This is a genomic window from Vicinamibacterales bacterium, assembly GCA_036496585.1.
Taxonomy (GTDB): domain Bacteria; phylum Acidobacteriota; class Vicinamibacteria; order Vicinamibacterales; family 2-12-FULL-66-21; genus JAICSD01.
Window position 1 is genome coordinate 1 of the sequence record DASXLB010000011.1, and the last position, 17,092, is coordinate 17,092.

At 67.2% G+C, this 17,092-nt stretch carries 16 protein-coding genes; 10 read left to right on the top strand and 6 right to left on the bottom strand.

Annotated features, from left to right (window positions below; all coding sequences use genetic code 11):
• The coding region (gene purB / locus VGI12_03405; GenBank protein ID HEY2431695.1) for an adenylosuccinate lyase at positions 1–819 on the bottom strand (819 nt) is incomplete at its 3' end.
• Between the two features lie 75 nt (positions 820–894).
• Positions 895–2,103, bottom strand: a complete 1,209-nt coding sequence (locus VGI12_03410) for a pitrilysin family protein (protein ID HEY2431696.1) — start codon at positions 2,101–2,103, stop codon at positions 895–897.
• 209 nt (positions 2,104–2,312) lie between these two features.
• Here VGI12_03410 and rlmN point away from each other — a divergent pair, with 209 nt between their 5' ends.
• Positions 2,313–3,389, top strand: a complete 1,077-nt coding sequence (gene rlmN, locus VGI12_03415) for a 23S rRNA (adenine(2503)-C(2))-methyltransferase RlmN (protein HEY2431697.1) — start codon at positions 2,313–2,315, stop codon at positions 3,387–3,389.
• Here the strand turns inward: rlmN and VGI12_03420 are convergent.
• The 4 genes from VGI12_03420 to purD form a co-directional block, all read right to left on the bottom strand.
• Positions 3,378–4,361, bottom strand: a complete 984-nt coding sequence (locus VGI12_03420; protein ID HEY2431698.1) for a hypothetical protein — start codon at positions 4,359–4,361, stop codon at positions 3,378–3,380. The two genes, rlmN and VGI12_03420, sit on opposite strands and share 12 nt — an antisense overlap.
• 9 nt (positions 4,362–4,370) lie before the next feature.
• On the bottom strand, positions 4,371–5,615 hold the full coding sequence (locus tag VGI12_03425) for a MiaB/RimO family radical SAM methylthiotransferase (protein HEY2431699.1): 1,245 nt from the start codon (positions 5,613–5,615) through the stop codon (positions 4,371–4,373).
• 63 nt (positions 5,616–5,678) lie between these two features.
• Positions 5,679–6,158 carry a 5-(carboxyamino)imidazole ribonucleotide mutase gene (gene purE, locus VGI12_03430; GenBank protein ID HEY2431700.1) on the bottom strand — a complete coding sequence of 160 codons (480 nt, stop codon included), beginning with the start codon at positions 6,156–6,158 and terminating at the stop codon, positions 5,679–5,681.
• A gap of 53 nt (positions 6,159–6,211) precedes the next feature.
• A complete protein-coding gene (gene purD, locus VGI12_03435) occupies positions 6,212–7,495 on the bottom strand; it encodes a phosphoribosylamine--glycine ligase (GenBank protein HEY2431701.1) in 1,284 nt (427 codons plus the stop codon).
• A 196-nt stretch (positions 7,496–7,691) separates the two neighbouring features.
• Here purD and rpsU point away from each other — a divergent pair, with 196 nt between their 5' ends.
• From rpsU to VGI12_03480, 9 genes are all read left to right on the top strand, one after another.
• Positions 7,692–7,880 carry a 30S ribosomal protein S21 gene (rpsU, locus tag VGI12_03440; GenBank protein ID HEY2431702.1) on the top strand — a complete coding sequence of 63 codons (189 nt, stop codon included), beginning with the start codon at positions 7,692–7,694 and terminating at the stop codon, positions 7,878–7,880.
• Between the two features lie 98 nt (positions 7,881–7,978).
• A complete protein-coding gene (locus VGI12_03445; protein HEY2431703.1) occupies positions 7,979–8,290 on the top strand; it encodes a zinc-ribbon domain containing protein in 312 nt (103 codons plus the stop codon).
• Positions 8,291–8,401: 111 nt separating this feature from the next.
• Entirely contained in the window at positions 8,402–9,484 is a 1,083-nt protein-coding gene (locus tag VGI12_03450) for an efflux RND transporter periplasmic adaptor subunit (protein HEY2431704.1), read from the top strand.
• A gap of 355 nt (positions 9,485–9,839) precedes the next feature.
• Positions 9,840–12,968 carry a multidrug efflux RND transporter permease subunit gene (locus tag VGI12_03455; protein HEY2431705.1) on the top strand — a complete coding sequence of 1,043 codons (3,129 nt, stop codon included), beginning with the start codon at positions 9,840–9,842 and terminating at the stop codon, positions 12,966–12,968.
• Between the two features lie 92 nt (positions 12,969–13,060).
• Positions 13,061–13,399 (top strand): STAS domain-containing protein, encoded by a 339-nt coding sequence (locus tag VGI12_03460; GenBank protein HEY2431706.1) that lies wholly within the window; start codon positions 13,061–13,063, stop codon positions 13,397–13,399.
• Positions 13,400–13,435: 36 nt separating this feature from the next.
• Positions 13,436–14,389 carry a decaprenyl-phosphate phosphoribosyltransferase gene (locus VGI12_03465; protein HEY2431707.1) on the top strand — a complete coding sequence of 318 codons (954 nt, stop codon included), beginning with the start codon at positions 13,436–13,438 and terminating at the stop codon, positions 14,387–14,389.
• A complete protein-coding gene (locus VGI12_03470) occupies positions 14,382–15,692 on the top strand; it encodes a DUF362 domain-containing protein (protein ID HEY2431708.1) in 1,311 nt (436 codons plus the stop codon). The genes VGI12_03465 and VGI12_03470 overlap by 8 nt, the downstream gene beginning before the upstream one ends.
• On the top strand, positions 15,685–16,752 hold the full coding sequence (locus VGI12_03475) for a hypothetical protein (protein ID HEY2431709.1): 1,068 nt from the start codon (positions 15,685–15,687) through the stop codon (positions 16,750–16,752). The genes VGI12_03470 and VGI12_03475 overlap by 8 nt, the downstream gene beginning before the upstream one ends.
• Positions 16,749–17,092 (top strand): hypothetical protein (locus VGI12_03480; protein ID HEY2431710.1); only part of this gene is annotated, 344 nt, incomplete at its 3' end. The genes VGI12_03475 and VGI12_03480, both read left to right, overlap by 4 nt.

Sequence of the window (17,092 nt, forward strand, 5' to 3'; positions counted from 1 at the left end):
CACCACCGGGTTGCGCTTGTGCGGCATCGCCGACGAGCCCTTCTGGCCCTTGCCGAACGGCTCCTCGACTTCGCCGATCTCCGTCTTCTGCAGGCCGCGGATCTCGAGCGCGAACTTCTCGAGCGACGCGCCGGTGATGGCAATTGCCATCAGCAGCTCCGCGTGACGGTCACGCTGAATCACCTGAGACGCGACCGGCGCCGGCTCCAGCCCGAGACCTCGACAGACGTCTTCTTCGATCTGGGGCGGCAGATGCCCGAAGGTGCCGACCGCGCCCGAGAGCTTGCCGACGCTGATCACCGATCGTGCCCGCTTGAGCCGCTCGATGTCGCGGCCGATTTCGGCGTACCACAGCGCCAGCTTCAGGCCGAGGGTCATCGGCTCGGCGTGTACGCCGTGTGTACGGCCGATCATCGGCGTCCGCCGGTGCTCGAACGCACGATCGCGGATCGCGTCCGCCAGGCCGTCGAGATCTTTCAGCAGGACGTCACAGGCTTCCCGCATCTGCAGAGCCTGCGCCGTATCGATCACGTCCGACGAGGTCAGTCCGAAATGGAGCCAGCGCGCGGAAGGTCCGACCTTCTCGGCGACCGCCGTCGTGAAGGCGATGACATCGTGCTGGGTGACCTGCTCGATCTCGTCGATGCGGGCGATGTCGAACGCGCCGCGTTCGCGGATGTCGCGCGCGGCCTCGGCCGGAACGATACCGGCGGCCGCCATGGCCTCGGCGGCGGCGGCTTCCACCGACAGCCAGGTCTCGTACCGGCGCTGGTCACTCCAGATCCGGCCCATCTCTGCGTGTGTGTATCTCGGGATCATCGAACGTCAGTCCAACACCAGGGACACCCGGGGCACAGTGGAATAGCCCGACCGAAAAGTATTGTTGGAGCCTCGCTAGTCCAGATCCAGGCGTTCACTCGGAATCTGCAAGCCGTTCACGTTGCCCAGCACAGTCGCCGCCAACGAACCGTTTCGAAACAGATCCGCCGCCACTCGCTGCACGTCTTCCTTCGTCACTCGCTCGATCCCGACGAGCGTCTCGTCGAGGCCGAACTGCCGATCGAAGTAGATCTCCTGGCGCGCCAGGTGCGACATGCGGCTCGCCGTGTTCTCGAGGCTGAGCATCAGGCTGCCCTTCAGGTGGTCCTTCGCACGCCGCAGCTCCGGCAGCGGCAACGGCGCCTGCTTCATCCCCTTGAGTTCGTCGACGCACAGGTCGACCACTTCCGGCACGGCCTCATTGGCGCAGCCGGCGTAGATCGTCAGGTTGCCGGCGTCGCGGTAAGCGCTGAGGCCGCTGAACACGGCGTAGGCCAGTCCGCGCTTCTCGCGCACGTTCTGGAACAGCCGCGAACTCATCGAGCCGCCGAGCACCGTGTTCATGATGTAGCCGACGTAGCGATCGGGGTGGTTCTGCGGATAGCTGTTGGTGCCCAGGCAGACGTGGCTCTGTTCGAGCTCCTTGGTCCGCACCAGCACCTGCGGCACGACCCGCGGCACCGTGTCGTCGAACCGCCGCGCCGCGGTGGGCAGCGCGGCGAAGGCGCGCGACACCAGATCGCGGACCTGCGCGTGCTCGACGTTCCCTGCGGCTGCCACGATCAGGTTCGGCGCCACGTAGGTCCCGCCGAAATAGTCGCGCAGGACCGGCGTCGTGAACGACTCGACCGTCTCCTTGGACCCGAGAATCGGCCGGCCGAGCGCATGCCCCTCCCAGAAGTGCTGCGTGAACAGCTCGTGGACCAGATCGTCGGGCGTGTCCTCGACCATCTTGATCTCTTCGAGGATGACCTTCTGTTCCTTGTCGATGTCCTCGGCGTCGAAGCGCGGCCGCATCACGATGTCGGACAGCAGGTCGATCGCTTTCCCGAGATGCTCGTCGAGCACCTTGATGTAGTAGCTGGCGTATTCCTTGGCGGTGAACGCGTCGAGCTGACCGCCGATCGAGTCGATCTCCTGGGCGATGTCCTCGGCGCTGCGGGTGCCGGTGCCCTTGAACAGCATGTGTTCCACGAAATGCGCGATGCCGCTTTCGGCCACGGTCTCGTGCCGCGAGCCCCGCGTCAGCCAGACGCCGATACTGACCGAGCGTACGTGCGGCATCGTTTCGGTGATGAGACGAAGACCGGTGTCCAGAACCTCGCGTGTGACCATCGCGTGTTATTGACCGTAACTATTTGCAGGGAAAGGAATTACAGGAAACGCCAACGGACAGGATGTTATCACGCGCGCCGCGCTTGTGCAAACGCGTGCAGCCGTCGCCGCCACGCGACTGGACGTCCACGTTACAATGGAAGGTCCGGGGTTCCAACATGTTGATCCGTCACGATTTGGCCGGGATGGAGCTGGGCGAGCTCGAGCAGGCGCTCGACGCGATGGGACAGCCCCGCTTCCACGGCCGGCAGCTCTACCAGTGGGTCCACCGGCGCGGCATCACCGAATTCGCGGGCATGACGGATCTGGGCCGCGAGCTGCGCAGCGCTCTCGCGGACGCCTTCCGGATCATCACTCCCGAGACCGTCCAGCAGGAACGCTCGAGCGACGGCACGACGAAGTTCCTGCTCCGCCTCGAGGACGGCCACCTGATCGAGTCGGTGTTCATCCCCGACACGCCTGCCAACACCTTCTGCCTGTCGACACAGGTCGGCTGCGCGATGAAATGCGGCTTCTGCCTGACCGGCCGGATGGGCATCGTCCGCAATCTCACGGCAGGGGAGATCGTCGGACAGGTGCGCGTGCTGGCGCGCGAGCTCGGCATGCTGCAGGCGCGCTTCAACCTCGTGCTGATGGGCATGGGCGAGCCGCTGCACAACTACGACGAGGTGATGAAGGCGCTGCGGATGCTGGCCGACGAGCACGGTCTGGCGGTGAACCCGCGCCGGGTCACGCTCTCGACGGTCGGCGTGCTGCCCAATCTCGAACGGCTCGCGACCGAGCCGCTGATGCCAAACCTGGCGATCTCGCTGCACGCCACGACCGAAGAGCAGCGCGACCTGCTGGTGCCGATCAACCGGAAGTACGGCCTCAAGGAGCTCCTCGACGCGTGCCGGCGCTTCCCGGTGAAACGTCGGGAGCGCATCACCTTCGAGTACGTGCTGCTCGCGGACGTCAACGACACCGACGAAGACGCGCGTCGCCTGGTGCGTCTGCTGCACGGGATCCGGGCCAAGGTGAACCTGCTGCCGCTGAACGAAGCGGCGGGAATCCCCTACGCTCGCCCGTCCGACGGGCGCGTCAACCGCTTCGCGCGGCTGCTCGCCGAGCGGGGCATGGCCGTCTCGGTGCGCAAGTCGCGGGGCCGGGACATCCGCGCCGCCTGCGGTCAGCTGATCACCGAGTCGACGCGCGAAAAGACCGCCGCACAGCGGCTCGCCGTGCTACTTCCCTGATCGCGGGGGATCGCCGGCACGCGCGACTCGCCGGATCTGCGACTCCGGCGCCCCCGGATTGACGACCGCGAACGACTGCCGGTCGCCGCCGCTGTACTCGACGACGAGCCGCACACCGGTGGCGGCGCGCAACGCGCCGACAATCTCCAGCGTCGGCTCCGCCGGATCACACCCGGTCGTCGTCGACAGCCACTTCACCGTTTCGGTCCGGCCGCGGCGCTCGATGAACCCGTAGTACTCCGCGGTCGGCGACGCGCAGGCGGGGCCCTGGGGGCCGGAGCCGACGGGGCGCGTCACCGTCACCTCGAAGTACTCGTAGCTGTGCTTGGGGTCGAGCGCAACGTTGAAGAGCGACACGTCGCCGGCACGCAGCTCCTTGGTCACGGTTACGGTCGTACGTCCCTTGAGATGCACGCCGCGGCGTTTGGCATCGGCGCGATCGGCGCCGAGAAACGCCTTGGCGTGCCGCGCGACGAGGTGCGCCCACTGCGGCGAGGATTCGTCGAGCTCGTCGACCGGAAGCGTGTCGACGTCGCCAGCGACGGCGATGCCGGCGTTGAAGTCGGACGAGCGCTGGTCGGGGTCGGGATCGACGTAATCGGTGGCGAAGCCGATGGCGTCGAAGGTCGCGACCTGCCAGTGCGCCGGATTCGCGACGTGGATTGCGGTCGGCTTGCCCCCGATCGTCTGCAGCCGCCAGCTCGACGGCAACGATGACAGGGGGGCGAACCATTCCCTCGGGATGGCCGCCGGCACCGGCACCGCCGCCTGGTTCTCGCTGAATTCGTGGCGCGGCCATGGCAGGAGTTGCCAGTCGCTGCCGCTCGCCACCGCAAATGGCAGCAGCTTGCCGTCCGTCAGGACGATCGCGACGACCGGGGGACCCTGGGACGGCTGGGCAGCCGCACCAGCGCCCGACACGAGCGCGGCTGCCAGCGCCGCAATGGCCGTCCGGATCGCCCTGTTCCGCATTCCTTCACGCTATTGAACGACGGCCGAGCCCACGGCGTTACCTGCCGCGATGCGGACCCGCACCCGGGTGTTGCGGGGCAACCCGGGTGGCACGCGGACCTTCAGGTAGTTGTCCGTGACGACCAGGGTGCCGTCTTCCAACGTCAGCCCCGGGCGCTCGCTGTCGACCTGCGACGCGCGAAAACGCGCCGCCAGGCCGGCGCCGATGCGCCTCAGCTCGGCGCCGCGGTCGCGAATCACGGCGGGCGGCACTCTCCCCGCCATCCGCGCCGCTTCGGTACCTGGCCGCTCGGAATAGGGAAAGACATGGAGGTGGCTGAGCGGCGCCGATGCCACGTACGCCGTCATGGCGGCGAAGTCGTCGTCGGTCTCGCCCGGGAATCCGACCAGGAGGTCGGTGCCGATCGCCACCTGCGGCAGGCGCGCCTGGATGCCGTCGACCAGGCGACGGTAGTGGTCGAGGGTGTAGGGACGGCGCATCGCCCGAAGGATGCGATCGCTCGCGTGCTGCAGCGGCAGGTGGAAGTGAGGCATGAAGCGGCCGCTCGTCGCCACGAGATCGACGATCGGCTCCGTGCATTCCATCGGTTCGAGCGAACTGATGCGATAGCTGACGTCGGCGTCGATCGCGGCGAAGGCGCCGAGCAGATCGAAGAGCGACGTTCGCGGCGAGAGATCGCGCCCATAGGAGCCGAGGTGGACACCGGCGATCGCGATCTCCTTGAAACCGGCGGCGGCTGCACGCCGCGCTTCTTCGACGAGCGCCTCGATCGGCAGACTGCGCGCCGCACCTCTCGTCTTCGGGATGATGCAGAAGGCGCACGCTTCCTCGCAGCCGGTTTGTGCACGGATGGTGAACGCCGTGCGGCCGGCGATGCCCGGCTCGATCGGCGTGCCGCAAGGGCCGTCGTGTTCCGGGACGTTCACCTCCGGCACGAAATCGAGCAGCCGCAGCTTGTCGTCATTGCGGACGACCCGCACCACGCCGGGGAGCGCCGCGACGTCGTCTTCGCAGCGCGTCGCATAACAGCCGGTGGCGACAATGGTGGCCTGCGGGTTCTCGCGGGCGACGCGGCGGATCGCCTGACGCGCCCCCTGGTCGGCGGTGGCGGTCACCGAGCAGGTGTTGACGATGACGAGGTCGGCGCGTCCTGGATCCACCGCCTCGGCGCCGCGCGCACACAGCTCCATCTCGAGGCGGAGCGAATCCGCCTGGTTGACACGGCAGCCGAAGGTGACGATCGCGTATTTCATGTCGCCTCCCACCTCCTGACTCTCCGCGCAAGACGGCGGGACTCGTGAGTGAGCGCAGCGTTCCTACGGCTGCAGCTTCGCCGCGGCCGCTTCGACCTTGTCGGCAAGCTTTTTCTTGTAGTCGACGAGCTTGTCGGCGACGGCCTGGTCGGCAACGCCGAGGATCTGCGCGGCCAGCACGCCGGCGTTGGTGGCTCCCGGCTTGCCGATCGAGACGGTGGCGACCGGCACACCGGGGGGCATCTGCACCGTCGACAGCAGGGCGTCGAGACCCTTCAGCGCCGACGAGTCGATGGGCACGCCGATCACCGGCAGCGTCGTGTGGGCGGCAACGACGCCCCCCAGGTGCGCCGCGGCGCCGGCCCCGACGATGAACAGCTTGACGCCGCGCCGCGGGGCCTCCTCGACCAGCCGCATCACGCGGGCGGGGGAGCGATGCGCGCTCGCCACGGTCATCTCGTTCGTGATGCCGAAGTCGTTCAGCACGTCGACGGCCGCCTGCATGACCGGCGCGTCGGAATCCGAGCCCATGAGAATCAACACTTGAGGCATGTGGAAATGTGGAAATGTGGAGATGTGGAAATGTAGAAATGTGGCTACAGGGCCTGGCGTCCGATATCGCGGCGGTACTGCATCCCATCAAACGATATCAGCGATACCGCGCCGTAGGCACGATCGATCGCTGAGCGGTAATCGGGAGCGGTCGCCACGACCGTGAGCACGCGGCCGCCGGCGGTCACGATCGCGCCGTCGCGTTCGGCGGTGCCGGAGTGAAAGACGAAGACGTCTTCGAGCGCATCGGCGCGCGGCGGGAAGGCGTCGAGCCCCGTGATCTCCGCGCCGCTCTTCACCGGGCCGGGATAGCCGGCGGCGGCGAGCACCACTCCCACGGACACCTGCGGCCGCAGCGTCACGCGCTGCCCCCGCAGGTCGCCGTCGGCGGCGGCGGCGACGATCGGCGCCAACGCGCCGGCGATCAGCGGCATCACCGCCTGCGCTTCGGGATCGCCGAAACGCACGTTGTACTCGATCACCTTGGGACCGGCGCAGGTCATCATCAACCCGCAGTAGAGAAAGCCCCGATACTCGCTGCCTTCCGCGCGCATCCCGCGGAGCACCGGCGCGACGATCTCGTCCAGGACGCGCGCTTCCATGGACGCATCGACGAGCGGACTCGGCGAGAACGCGCCCATGCCCCCGGTGTTGGGCCCGAGGTCGCCGTCGAAGATGCGCTTGTGATCCTGAGCGGTGGCGATCGGCACCGCGCGCGTGCCGTCGCAGAGCGCGAAGAACGACACTTCCGGTCCGGTCAGGCACTCTTCGATGACCAGGCGCGCGCCGGCGGCGCCGAATGCCTGTTCGTCCATCGCGACGCGGATCGCCGCCTCGGCCTCCGCCGCGTCCGCGGCGACGACCACGCCCTTGCCAGCGGCGAGACCGTCCGCTTTGAGCACGACCGGAAAGCCGAACTCGCCGGAAGCGACGAGCGCGCGGGCTGCGGCGGCCGACTCGACGACGCGATAGCGCGCCGTCGGAATGCCGTGGCGCGCCATGAAGCCCTTCGCGAACGCCTTGCTGCACTCGAGCTGCGCGGCGGCGCGCGGGGGACCGAAGATCCGCCGGCCGGCGTCGCGGAACCGATCCACCACCCCGCGATCGAGGGGCAGCTCGGGGCCGACGACGGTGAGATCGATCGATTCGCGTTCGGCGACCGCCAGGAGCGCGTCCGGATCAGCCGGATCGACGGCGGCGCGCCGCGCGATCGAGGCAACGCCAGGATTGCCGGGAGCGCAGACGACGAGGGACGTGCCGGGGTCGCGCGCGAGGCGCCAGGCGAGGGCGTGCTCGCGGCCGCCGGCGCCGGCAATCAGGATGCGCACGACGCCTCCAAATGCATGGCGGTCAATAACTTACGTGCCACGCACACATGTGCGCGTTTACGGTCGGGATTCACGATGATCTTGTGATAGCCTAGCGTATTCCGACGGATCCAACAGGCCCATAGAGAGCTGCAGGTCGCCCCGTGCGACGAAGGATGAAGTCGGCCGCGAGGGGGTGTAATCGAGCTTGGCTGAAGTGAAAGTGCAGGATGGCGAGTCCATTGAAAGCGCGCTTCGCCGGTTCAAACGGAAGGTACAGCAGGAAGATATCATCAAGGATATCAAGAAGCATTCCTTCTATTTGAAGCCAGGCGACCGCCGCCGTGCCAAGCAGGCTCTTGCGCGCAAGCGGACGCGTAAGAAGCAGCGCCGCGAGTCGGATTGAGAACGCTGTAGTTCGATGGCCGGAACCCCGCCGCCGTTGCAGGGCTCCGGCCGTCCCGTCAGGGTGGCGGGATACAGGGGCGAGTGAGAGAGGTAGTGATGGAGTTCCAGGACAAGACCCTGACGTGCGTGGACTGTGGGACCCCCTTCATCTGGACCGCCGGCGAGCAGCTCTTCTTCGCCGACAAAAACTTCAAGAACGAACCCAAGCGCTGCAAAGGCTGCAAGACCAAGCGCGCCACGCGCCCGTCGAGCGGCGGCGGCATGGGCCGCGAGCGTGTGGAAACGACAACCAACTGCTCGGCGTGCGGTAAGGAAACCACGGTGCCGTTCCGCCCGACGCAGGGACGCCCCGTGTTCTGCCGCGAGTGCTTCCAGTCGCGGAAGTTCGCCGATGCCGGCGGGATGTAGGCTCGCCCCCGCCTCGGCATAAGATCAAAGGCCACGCGGAAGCGTGGCCTTCGTCGTTTCGAGACGGACGCCGCGCCGCCGGCGTCTAAGAAGCGTCAGACCAGCCCATTCATGCGCACCCATTGTTTTCTGCTCATTTCAACTCTGCTGTTCACCGCCTGCCGCTCGGAGCCGGCGCCCGCCGGCGCGGCCGCGGGGGGTGGCCGAGGCGGACCGACGGGCGTCTCGATCGTGACGATGGCGCCGCGTCCGCTCCAGGAATTCTCCGACTTCATCTCCACCGTGCGGTCGTTGCACTCGACGACCGTGCAGCCACAGGTGGAGGGACGCGTCACGAAGATCTTCGTCAAATCGGGGGACGTCGTCGCCCTCGGCACGCCGCTCCTGCAGATCGATCCCGAACGGCAGGCGGCCACGGTCCGCAATACCGAGTCGCAGCGCACGGCGCGCGAGGCGGATGTGACTTACTGGAAGAGCCAGGTCGAGCGGCTGCAGACGCTGCTGACCGCCGGCGCGATCAGCCAGAACGAGTTCGACACCGCGAAGCACAGTCTCGAGACCGCGCAGGCGAACCTTGGGGCGCTCGACGCGCAGGTCCGTGAAGGCAGCGTGCAGCTGCAGTACTACCACGTCACCGCGCCGGCGCCCGGCGTCGTCGGCGACCTCATGGTCCGCGAAGGTGACCGGGTCACCACGTCCACGGCGATTACGACGATCGACGATCGCAGCGGGCTCGAGGCCTACATTCAGGTGCCGGTCGATCGCGCGCCGGACGCGCGGCTCGGCCTGCCGGTGCAGATCCTCGACGGCGATGGCAAAGTGATCGCCACCAACACGATCACCTTCATCGCGCCGCGCGTCGACCCGTCGACCCAGACCGTGCTGGCGAAGAGCCTGCTGAAGGAGCTGCCCCCGTCGGTCCGCGTCCAGCAGTTCGTGCGGACGCGGGTCATCTGGCGCACGGTGCAGGGCCTCAGCGTCCCGATCACGGCCGCGCTTCGCATCAACGGCCAGTACTTCGTGTATCTCGCCGAGCAGAGCGGGCAGGGGTTCGTCGCGCGCCAGCATCCCGTGAAGGTCGGCGAAGTCCAGGGGAACGACTACGTCGTCAAGGACGGCCTGAAGGCCGGCGACAGGTTGATCGTCGCGGGAATCCAGAAAATCGCCGACGGCGCGCCGGTCAGAGGGGAGTAGGGGCGGTGAAGGTGCCAAGGGTGCAAAAGGTGCCAACGGTGCTAAAGGTGCAGGTGCTAGAGGTGCGAAGGGTGTTGGTGCTAGGGGTGCTAAGGGTGCTGGTGCTAGGGGTGCCAAGGGTGCTCGCGGCGAAAGCGCGCCCGGTGTCAGAGCTGCCAATCGTGCGAAACGTGCTTCGCAGCTCAAGCACCTTTGGCACCCTTGGCACCTCCAGCACCAGCACCTTTAGCACCCTTGGCCCCGTTTGCACCGCTGGCACCTTTTCCCGCGCCAGCACCTTTAGCACCGTTGGCACCGTTTGCACCCTTGGCACCTTTTCCCGCACCGTTGGCCCCTTGGCACCTTCTACCGCCGCATGTTCGTAAACACCTTCATCCGCCGGCCGATCCTCGCCTCGGTCTGTTCGCTCGTCATCATCCTCGGGGGCGTGATCGCCATCCCGACGATGCCGGTCGCGCAGTTCCCGCCGCTGGCGCCTCCCAACGTCTCAGTGACCGCCGTCTACACCGGCGCCAACGCGCAGGAGGTCGAGACCGCGGTGACGACGCCGCTCGAGCAGGCGATCAACGGCGCCGAAGGCATGCTCTACATGTCGTCGTCGAGCTCGAGCAGCGGCGTCTCGACGATCACGGTCACCTTTGACGTCACCCGCGACCAGGATCTGGCGCAGGTCGACGTGCAGAACCGCGTGTCGACGGCGCTGGGCCGGCTCCCGACCGAGGTGCGTCAGCTCGGGGTCACTGTCGCCAAGCAGACGACGGGGTTCGTGATGGCGGCGGGGGTCTATGCCGAGCGCGGCGAATACGACTCGCTCTTTCTCAGCAACTACATCGACGTCTACGTCAAGGACGCGCTCAAGCGGGTGCCCGGCGTCAGCGACGTCACGATCTTCGGCGAGCGCAAGTATTCGATGCGCCTCTGGCTGGATCCGCAGCGGCTGGCGGCGCGGCAGATCACGGCCGCCGACGTCACCAACGCGCTGCAGCAGCAGAACGTCCAGGTCGCGGCCGGCGCGCTCGGCCAGGAGCCGGCGCCGAAAGGGCAGCTGTACCAACTCTCCGTCCGGGTCGAGGGGCGCCTGACCGAGGCGGCCGACTTCGACAACCTGATCGTCAAGGCCGGTGACGACGGGTCGCTGGTGCGGCTGAAGGACGTCGGACACGCCGAGCTCGGCGCCGAGACCTACGCGAGCCAGCTCCGGTTCCAGGGCGTGGACGCCGTCGGCTTCGGCGTAATCCAGCTGCCGTCGGCCAACGCCCTCGACGTGGCGCAGGGCGTCCGCGACGAACTGCTGCGGCTCTCGAAGGGCTTTCCGCCAGGCATGAAGGTCCAGATCGCGCTCGACACGACGGAGGTCGTGCACGACTCGATCCGCGAGGTGCTGAAGACGCTCGTCGAGGCGATCGCGCTGGTCGTGCTGGTCATCTTCTTCTTCCTGCAATCGTGGCGCAGCACGCTGATTCCGGTGATCACGATCCCGGTGGCGCTGGTCGGCGCGTTCGGCCTGATCAAGCTGCTCGACTACTCCGTCAATACGCTGACCCTGTTCGGCGTGATCCTCGCCACCGGCATCGTCGTCGACGACGCCATCGTGGTGATCGAGAACATCGAGCGCCACATCCAGGAATACAAGGTGCCGGCCAAGCAGGCGGCCGTCGACGCGATGGGCGAGGTGCTCGGCGCGGTGATCGCGACGGCGCTGGTGCTGATCGCCGTGTTCGTGCCGATCGCGTTCTTCCCCGGCACCACCGGCCGCATCTACGCGCAGTTCGCCATGACGATTGCCTTTGCGGTGGCGTTGTCGGCGTTCAACGCGATCACGCTGACCCCGGCGCTCTCGGCGCTGCTGCTCGACCGCGCTCATCACGGCAAGAACCGCTTCTTCGCGCCGTTCGAGCGCGCCATCGCCGCCGGCACCAGCGGCTACGTCCGGTTCATCACCGTGGCGATGAAAGCGCGCGCGGTGCTGGTCGTGCTGTTCTTTGCGTTCCTGGGACTGACCTACTGGACGTACGGCAAGGTGCCCCAGTCGTTCGTCCCCGACGAGGACCAGGGCTACTTCATCACCCAGCTGCAAGCGCCGGCGGGTGCGTCGCTGCAGTACACGGCCGGCATCGCGCAGCAGGCGGAACAGCTGTTCCTCAAGGATCCCGACGTGCTGGCGGTGTTTTCGGTGATGGGCTTCAGCTTCAGCGGCGCGGCGCCGAATCAGGGCATCGTGTTCGTCCGTCTCAAGCCCTTCGAGGATCGGCCCGGGGCGTCGCACTCGTCGCAGGCGGTGATCGGCCGGCTGATGCCGCGGCTGGGCGCCATCCCCGGCGCGGTGATCGTCGCCTTCTCGCCGCCGGCGATTCCCGGGCTGAGCCGGTTCGGCGGCTTCGAGTTCCAGGTGCTCGACCAGACCGGCACCGACATCAACACCCTGGCGAACGGCGCCTACGCGGTGATGGGGGCGGCGGCGCAATCGCCGCGACTGCGTCAGGTGTTCACGCCGTTCACGGCCAACGACCCGCAGCTCGTCGTGTCGGTCGATCGGCAGCGCGCGCTTGCTTCCGGCCTGCCGCTCAGCGAGGTGACGACCGCGCTGCAGACCTTCCTCGGATCGACATACGTCAACGACTTCCAGTTCAACAACCGCGCCTATCGCGTCTACGTGCAGGCGGACGCGCAGTTCCGGTCGTCGCCACGCGACCTGAAGCAGATCTACGTGCGGTCGCGCAGCGGCGGGATGGTGCCGCTCGAGAGCATCGTGTCGGTGAAGGAAGTGACGGCGCCGCAGGTGATCGGCCACTTCAACCTGTTCCGCTCGGCGACGCTGAACGGCTCCCCGGCTCCTGGGGTCAGCTCGGGCGACGCGCTCAAGGAGATGGAGCGGATCGCGACCCAGGCGCTGCCGCAGGGCATGACCTACGCGTGGTCGGGGATCTCGCTCGAGGAAACGAAAGCGGGCCGGCAGGCGGTGGTCATCTTCGGTCTGGCACTACTCCTCGTCTATCTGACCTTGGCGGCGCAGTACGAGAGCCTGGTGCTGCCCTTCATCGTGCTGCTCGGCGTGCCGCTCGCGGTGCTCGGGGCGCTGGGCGCGCAGTGGCTGCGCGGACTGTCGAACGACGTCTACTGCCAGGTCGGGCTCGTCATGCTCATCGGGCTCGCAGCCAAGAACGCGATCCTCATCGTCGAGTTTGCCGAACAGCTCCGCGGGCGGGGTCTGTCGGTTGTCGAGGCGGCGATCGAGGCCGGCCGGATCAGGCTCCGGCCCATCCTGATGACGTCGCTGGCGTTCATCCTGGGGGTGCTGCCGCTCGTGTTCGCGAGCGGGGCCGGGCAGGAAGGGCGCCATTCGGTCGGCACGGCGGTGGCGGGAGGGATGATTCTGTCGACCTTCCTGAACATCGTGTTCATCCCGGTGCTGTATGTCGTCATCGAAAGTCTGCGGGAGCGGGTCTCGGGACGATCGGGTCACGGGACGGGCATCGAGGCGTAAATCTTTGACCCGTTTGACACTATTGGATTGCACGTAGTACGCTGCCGCGTCTTTTTTGGGCGGCTGGGCGTAGGGACGGAGGCTCGACAACAATGCAGATCGACGAACGAGTCGTCGACGGAGTGACGATTCTCGACCTGAAGGGCAAGATGACGCTCGGCGAGGGCGACGAACTCCTCAAGGACAAGATCAATTCGTTGATTCAGCAGGAGCGCAAGCACCTGGTCCTCAATCTCGAGGCGGTTCCCTACATCGATTCGGCGGGCTTGGGAGAGATTGTCCGCACCTACACGACCGTGAGCCGGCAGGGAGGCAAGCTCAAGCTGCTGAACCTCACCAAGCGGATCACGGATCTGCTGGCGATCACCAAGCTACTCACCGTCTTCGAGACGTACGACACGGAAAAGGACGCGCTCGCCAGCTTCAAATAAGCCGGATCGAGGCTCCGCCACGCGGTCGACTCGCGCATGGCGCACAGCACTTTACCCATCACCGAACAGGCTGCGACGGATCGGTCGACGGCGCTCAGCCTTTTCATGTCGCTGCGCCCGGCGCAGTGGACGAAGAACCTCTTCGTCTTCGGCGCCCTGCTGTTCGGGCAGCGCGGGGCCGCGCCGGCCTTCCTCGACGCCACCGCGATCGCCCACGCGATCGGCGCGTTCGTCGTATTCTGCGCGTTGTCGGGGGTCGTCTATCTCGTCAACGACATCGCCGATCGCGAGAACGACCGGCTGCACCCGGTCAAGCGCTTCCGGCCGATCGCCTCGGGAGCGGTGGCGCCGGCCATGGCAGCGGCGACCGCGGTCGTCCTCGCGCTCGGAGCGCTGGCCGCCGCCTATGCGCTGCGGCCGCTGTTTGCGGGCGTCGCGCTGACCTATGTGCTGCTGCAGTTTCTCTACACCGGGGCGCTCAAGCACATGGTGATCCTGGACGTGATCGCGCTGGCGACCGGTTTCGTGCTGCGCGCGGCCGGCGGCGCCGTCGCGATCGACGTGCCGATCAGCCACTGGCTGCTCATCCTGATCATGTTGCTGGCGCTGTTCCTGGCGCTGAGCAAGCGGCGCCACGAACTGGTGCTGCTCGCCGACGGCGCCGGCGGACACCGGCCGATCCTGCAGGAATACAGTCCGTACCTGCTCGACCAGATGATCGGCGTGGTGACCGCCTCGACGCTGGTGTCCTACGTGGTCTATACGGTCAGCCCGGAAACGGTCCAGAAGTTCCACACCGACTCTCTCGGCCTGACGCTGGTATTCCCCCTCTACGGCATCTTCCGGTATCTCTACCTCGTCCACCAGAAGGAGGGGGGCGGCAGCCCGTCCGACCTGCTGCAGAACGATCGGCCGCTGCTCGCCTGCGTCGCACTCTGGGCCGTCTCGGTCGCGGCGATCATCTACGGGACGAGCTACTTCAATGGCTAAATCCAGAGTCGCCGTCCTCAAGACGTCGCCCGCCACGGTGCTGCGCGACTATCACGAGCTGATGAACCTCGCCGGTTATCAGGACGTGATCGCCAAACAGGTCGACACCGGGCTCAAGATCAACATCTCCTGGCACTTCTTCTTCCCGGGCAGCTCGACGACGCCGTGGCAGCTGGAAGGGGTGATCCGGGCGATGCAGCAGGACGGCTACGCGCCGGAGCTGATTCACGCCTGTCACAATCGGACCGTGGTGATCGACGCGCACCTCGGCGAGCGCGAGAACAAGCAGGTCAACGTCGTCGAGAAGTACGGGCTGCGCAACATCCACATCTACGAGACCGAGGAGTGGATCGACGTGCGTGAGGCGATCGGGGATCTCGCGAAGCGGTTCACCGTGCTCAACGACGTCTACCCGAAGGGCTTCATGATCCCGAAGCGCTTCATCGGCGAGAACATCATCCACCTGCCGACGGTGAAGACGCACATCTTCACGACCACGACCGGCGCGATGAAGAATGCGTTCGGCGGCCTGCTCAACGAGCACCGCCATTGGACGCATCCGGTCATCCACGAGACGCTCGTCGACCTGCTGATGATCCAGAAGCAGATCCACCGCGGCCTGTTCGCGGTGATGGACGGTACGTTCGCCGGCGACGGCCCCGGACCGCGCTGCATGCTCCCGCACGTCAAGAACGTGATCCTCGCCAGCGAGGACCAGGTGGCGATCGACGCCGTCGCGGCGAAGCTGATGGGCCTCGACCCGATGAACATCAAATTCATCCGCATGGCGCACGAGATGGGGCTGGGCTGCGGCGATCCGCGTGACATCGAGATCGTCGGCGACAGCGCGGCCGGCGCCGAGAACTGGCACTTCGTGGGGCCGTTCAAGAAGATGACGTTCGCCTCGCGGATGCAGCACAAGATCTACTGGGGTCCGATGAAGAAGCCGATCGAGTGGACCCTGAAAACGGTGCTCGCGCCGTGGGCCTATGTCGCGAGCGTGCTCTACCACGACAGTTTCTGGTACCCCTTCAACGCGAAACGGATGATGCGCGACGTGCTCGCCAGCCCGTGGGGCCGGCTGTTCCGCAACTGGGAGACGGTCAGCCCGGATGCCAACGGCTACCCGCAGGTCGGCGGCGAGGCGGCGCAGATCAAGCTGACCGGCGCCAGGGCGCTCGTCCGTTCGCTCGGCATCCTGGGCACATGCATCACACAGGCCCCCGAGTTCCTGACCCGGCGCAGGCGGCGAGCGCGGGGCGGCGATCGGCGGCAGGCCCTCAAAGAGACAGGTCATGTCTGATTTTTCGGTCCGGTCGGATAACGTCGACGTCGAGCACATCATGGGTCAGATCCGGACGCGGATCCGGGAGAAACGCGGTGTCGATTACACCGAGGAAGAGATCCGCGAGCTGGCCAACGTCAAGCTCGAGAAGTTCATCGACCCGAAGGGGGTGCGCTCGGGGCTGCTCGAGGAGTACCGCCGGGTCAGCCAGCCCGGGGCGGCGGCGCCCAACTACGCCTTCGGCGAAGAGACGCTCTACGAGACGCATCGCGGGCCGATCCGCTGGATCCGTTCGCTACTGCGCCCCATCCTGAAGCTGCTCTTCAACCCCAACCCGCTGATCCAGGCGCTGCACATCCAGGCGGATCTCAATCGCGACAACGCCGAGCGGTGGGCGAAGCGGCAGCACCTCGACGCCCTCCACTACGAGGTGATCCACAACCTCGTGGTCGAAGTGACGCGCAGCACGCTCGAGGTCAAGAGCCTGAAGATGCGGCTCGAATCGATGGCGAGCCGCCTCGACTTCGACGAGCGCCGCGCCCGCGCGCTCGAAGGCGTCGTGCAGTATCGGCCGGGCTCCGTCGCGCCGCTGCAGCCGCCAACCGGGCAGGATCGCGGATCGCGCGGAGCTGGCAGCGGGTCGCGGCCGAATGCCGACCGCCGCGATCGCGATCAGCGGCCGCAGGGCCAGCGTCCGCCGCAGCCGCCGCAGCCGCAGCCGCCGCCGCAATCGCCACAGCCGCCGCAACAGGTCCAGGCAACGCCGACCGCCGGCGATCAACCCCCGGCCAACGCCCTCGACAACGACGGGAACGAGCGGCGCGCCAGGCGCCGCCGGCGCCGCGGACGCCGCCGCGGCGGCGAAGGACGGCCGCCGTTGGGCGAGGCCTCCGGCCCCGGCGAGGGTGAATCGGGCGGAGGCTCCGACGAGACAGGCGTGTCGGCCGAGCCTGACGCCGCGAGTGCCGCGCCCGTCGAGCATCGGACACCGGAGAGCGAGCATCGGGCGGAGGCGCCCGACCGCAGCCACACGTCGGAACACGCACCGCCGACCGACAAAGAACCGCCGTCGGAATGAAGCTCGCCGTAGTCGTCCAGCGCTACGGCGCGGACATCAATGGCGGCGCCGAACTGCACGCGCGCTATATCGCCGAACGGCTGTCGCGGCACGCCGACGTCGAGGTCCTGACGACGTGCGCGCGCGACTACGTCACCTGGAGGAACGAGCTGCCGGCGGGCGTCGATCGCGTGAACGGGGTGGTAGTGCGCCGCTTCCCAATCGCGCGCGAGCGCCGGCCCGACGAGTTCGGCCGCCGCTCGCATCGCGTCTTCGACCGGCCCCATTCGATCGCCGACGAGCTTGCCTGGCTCGAGAGCGAGGGGCCGGCGAGTCCGGCGCTGCTCGACTACGTCGAGCA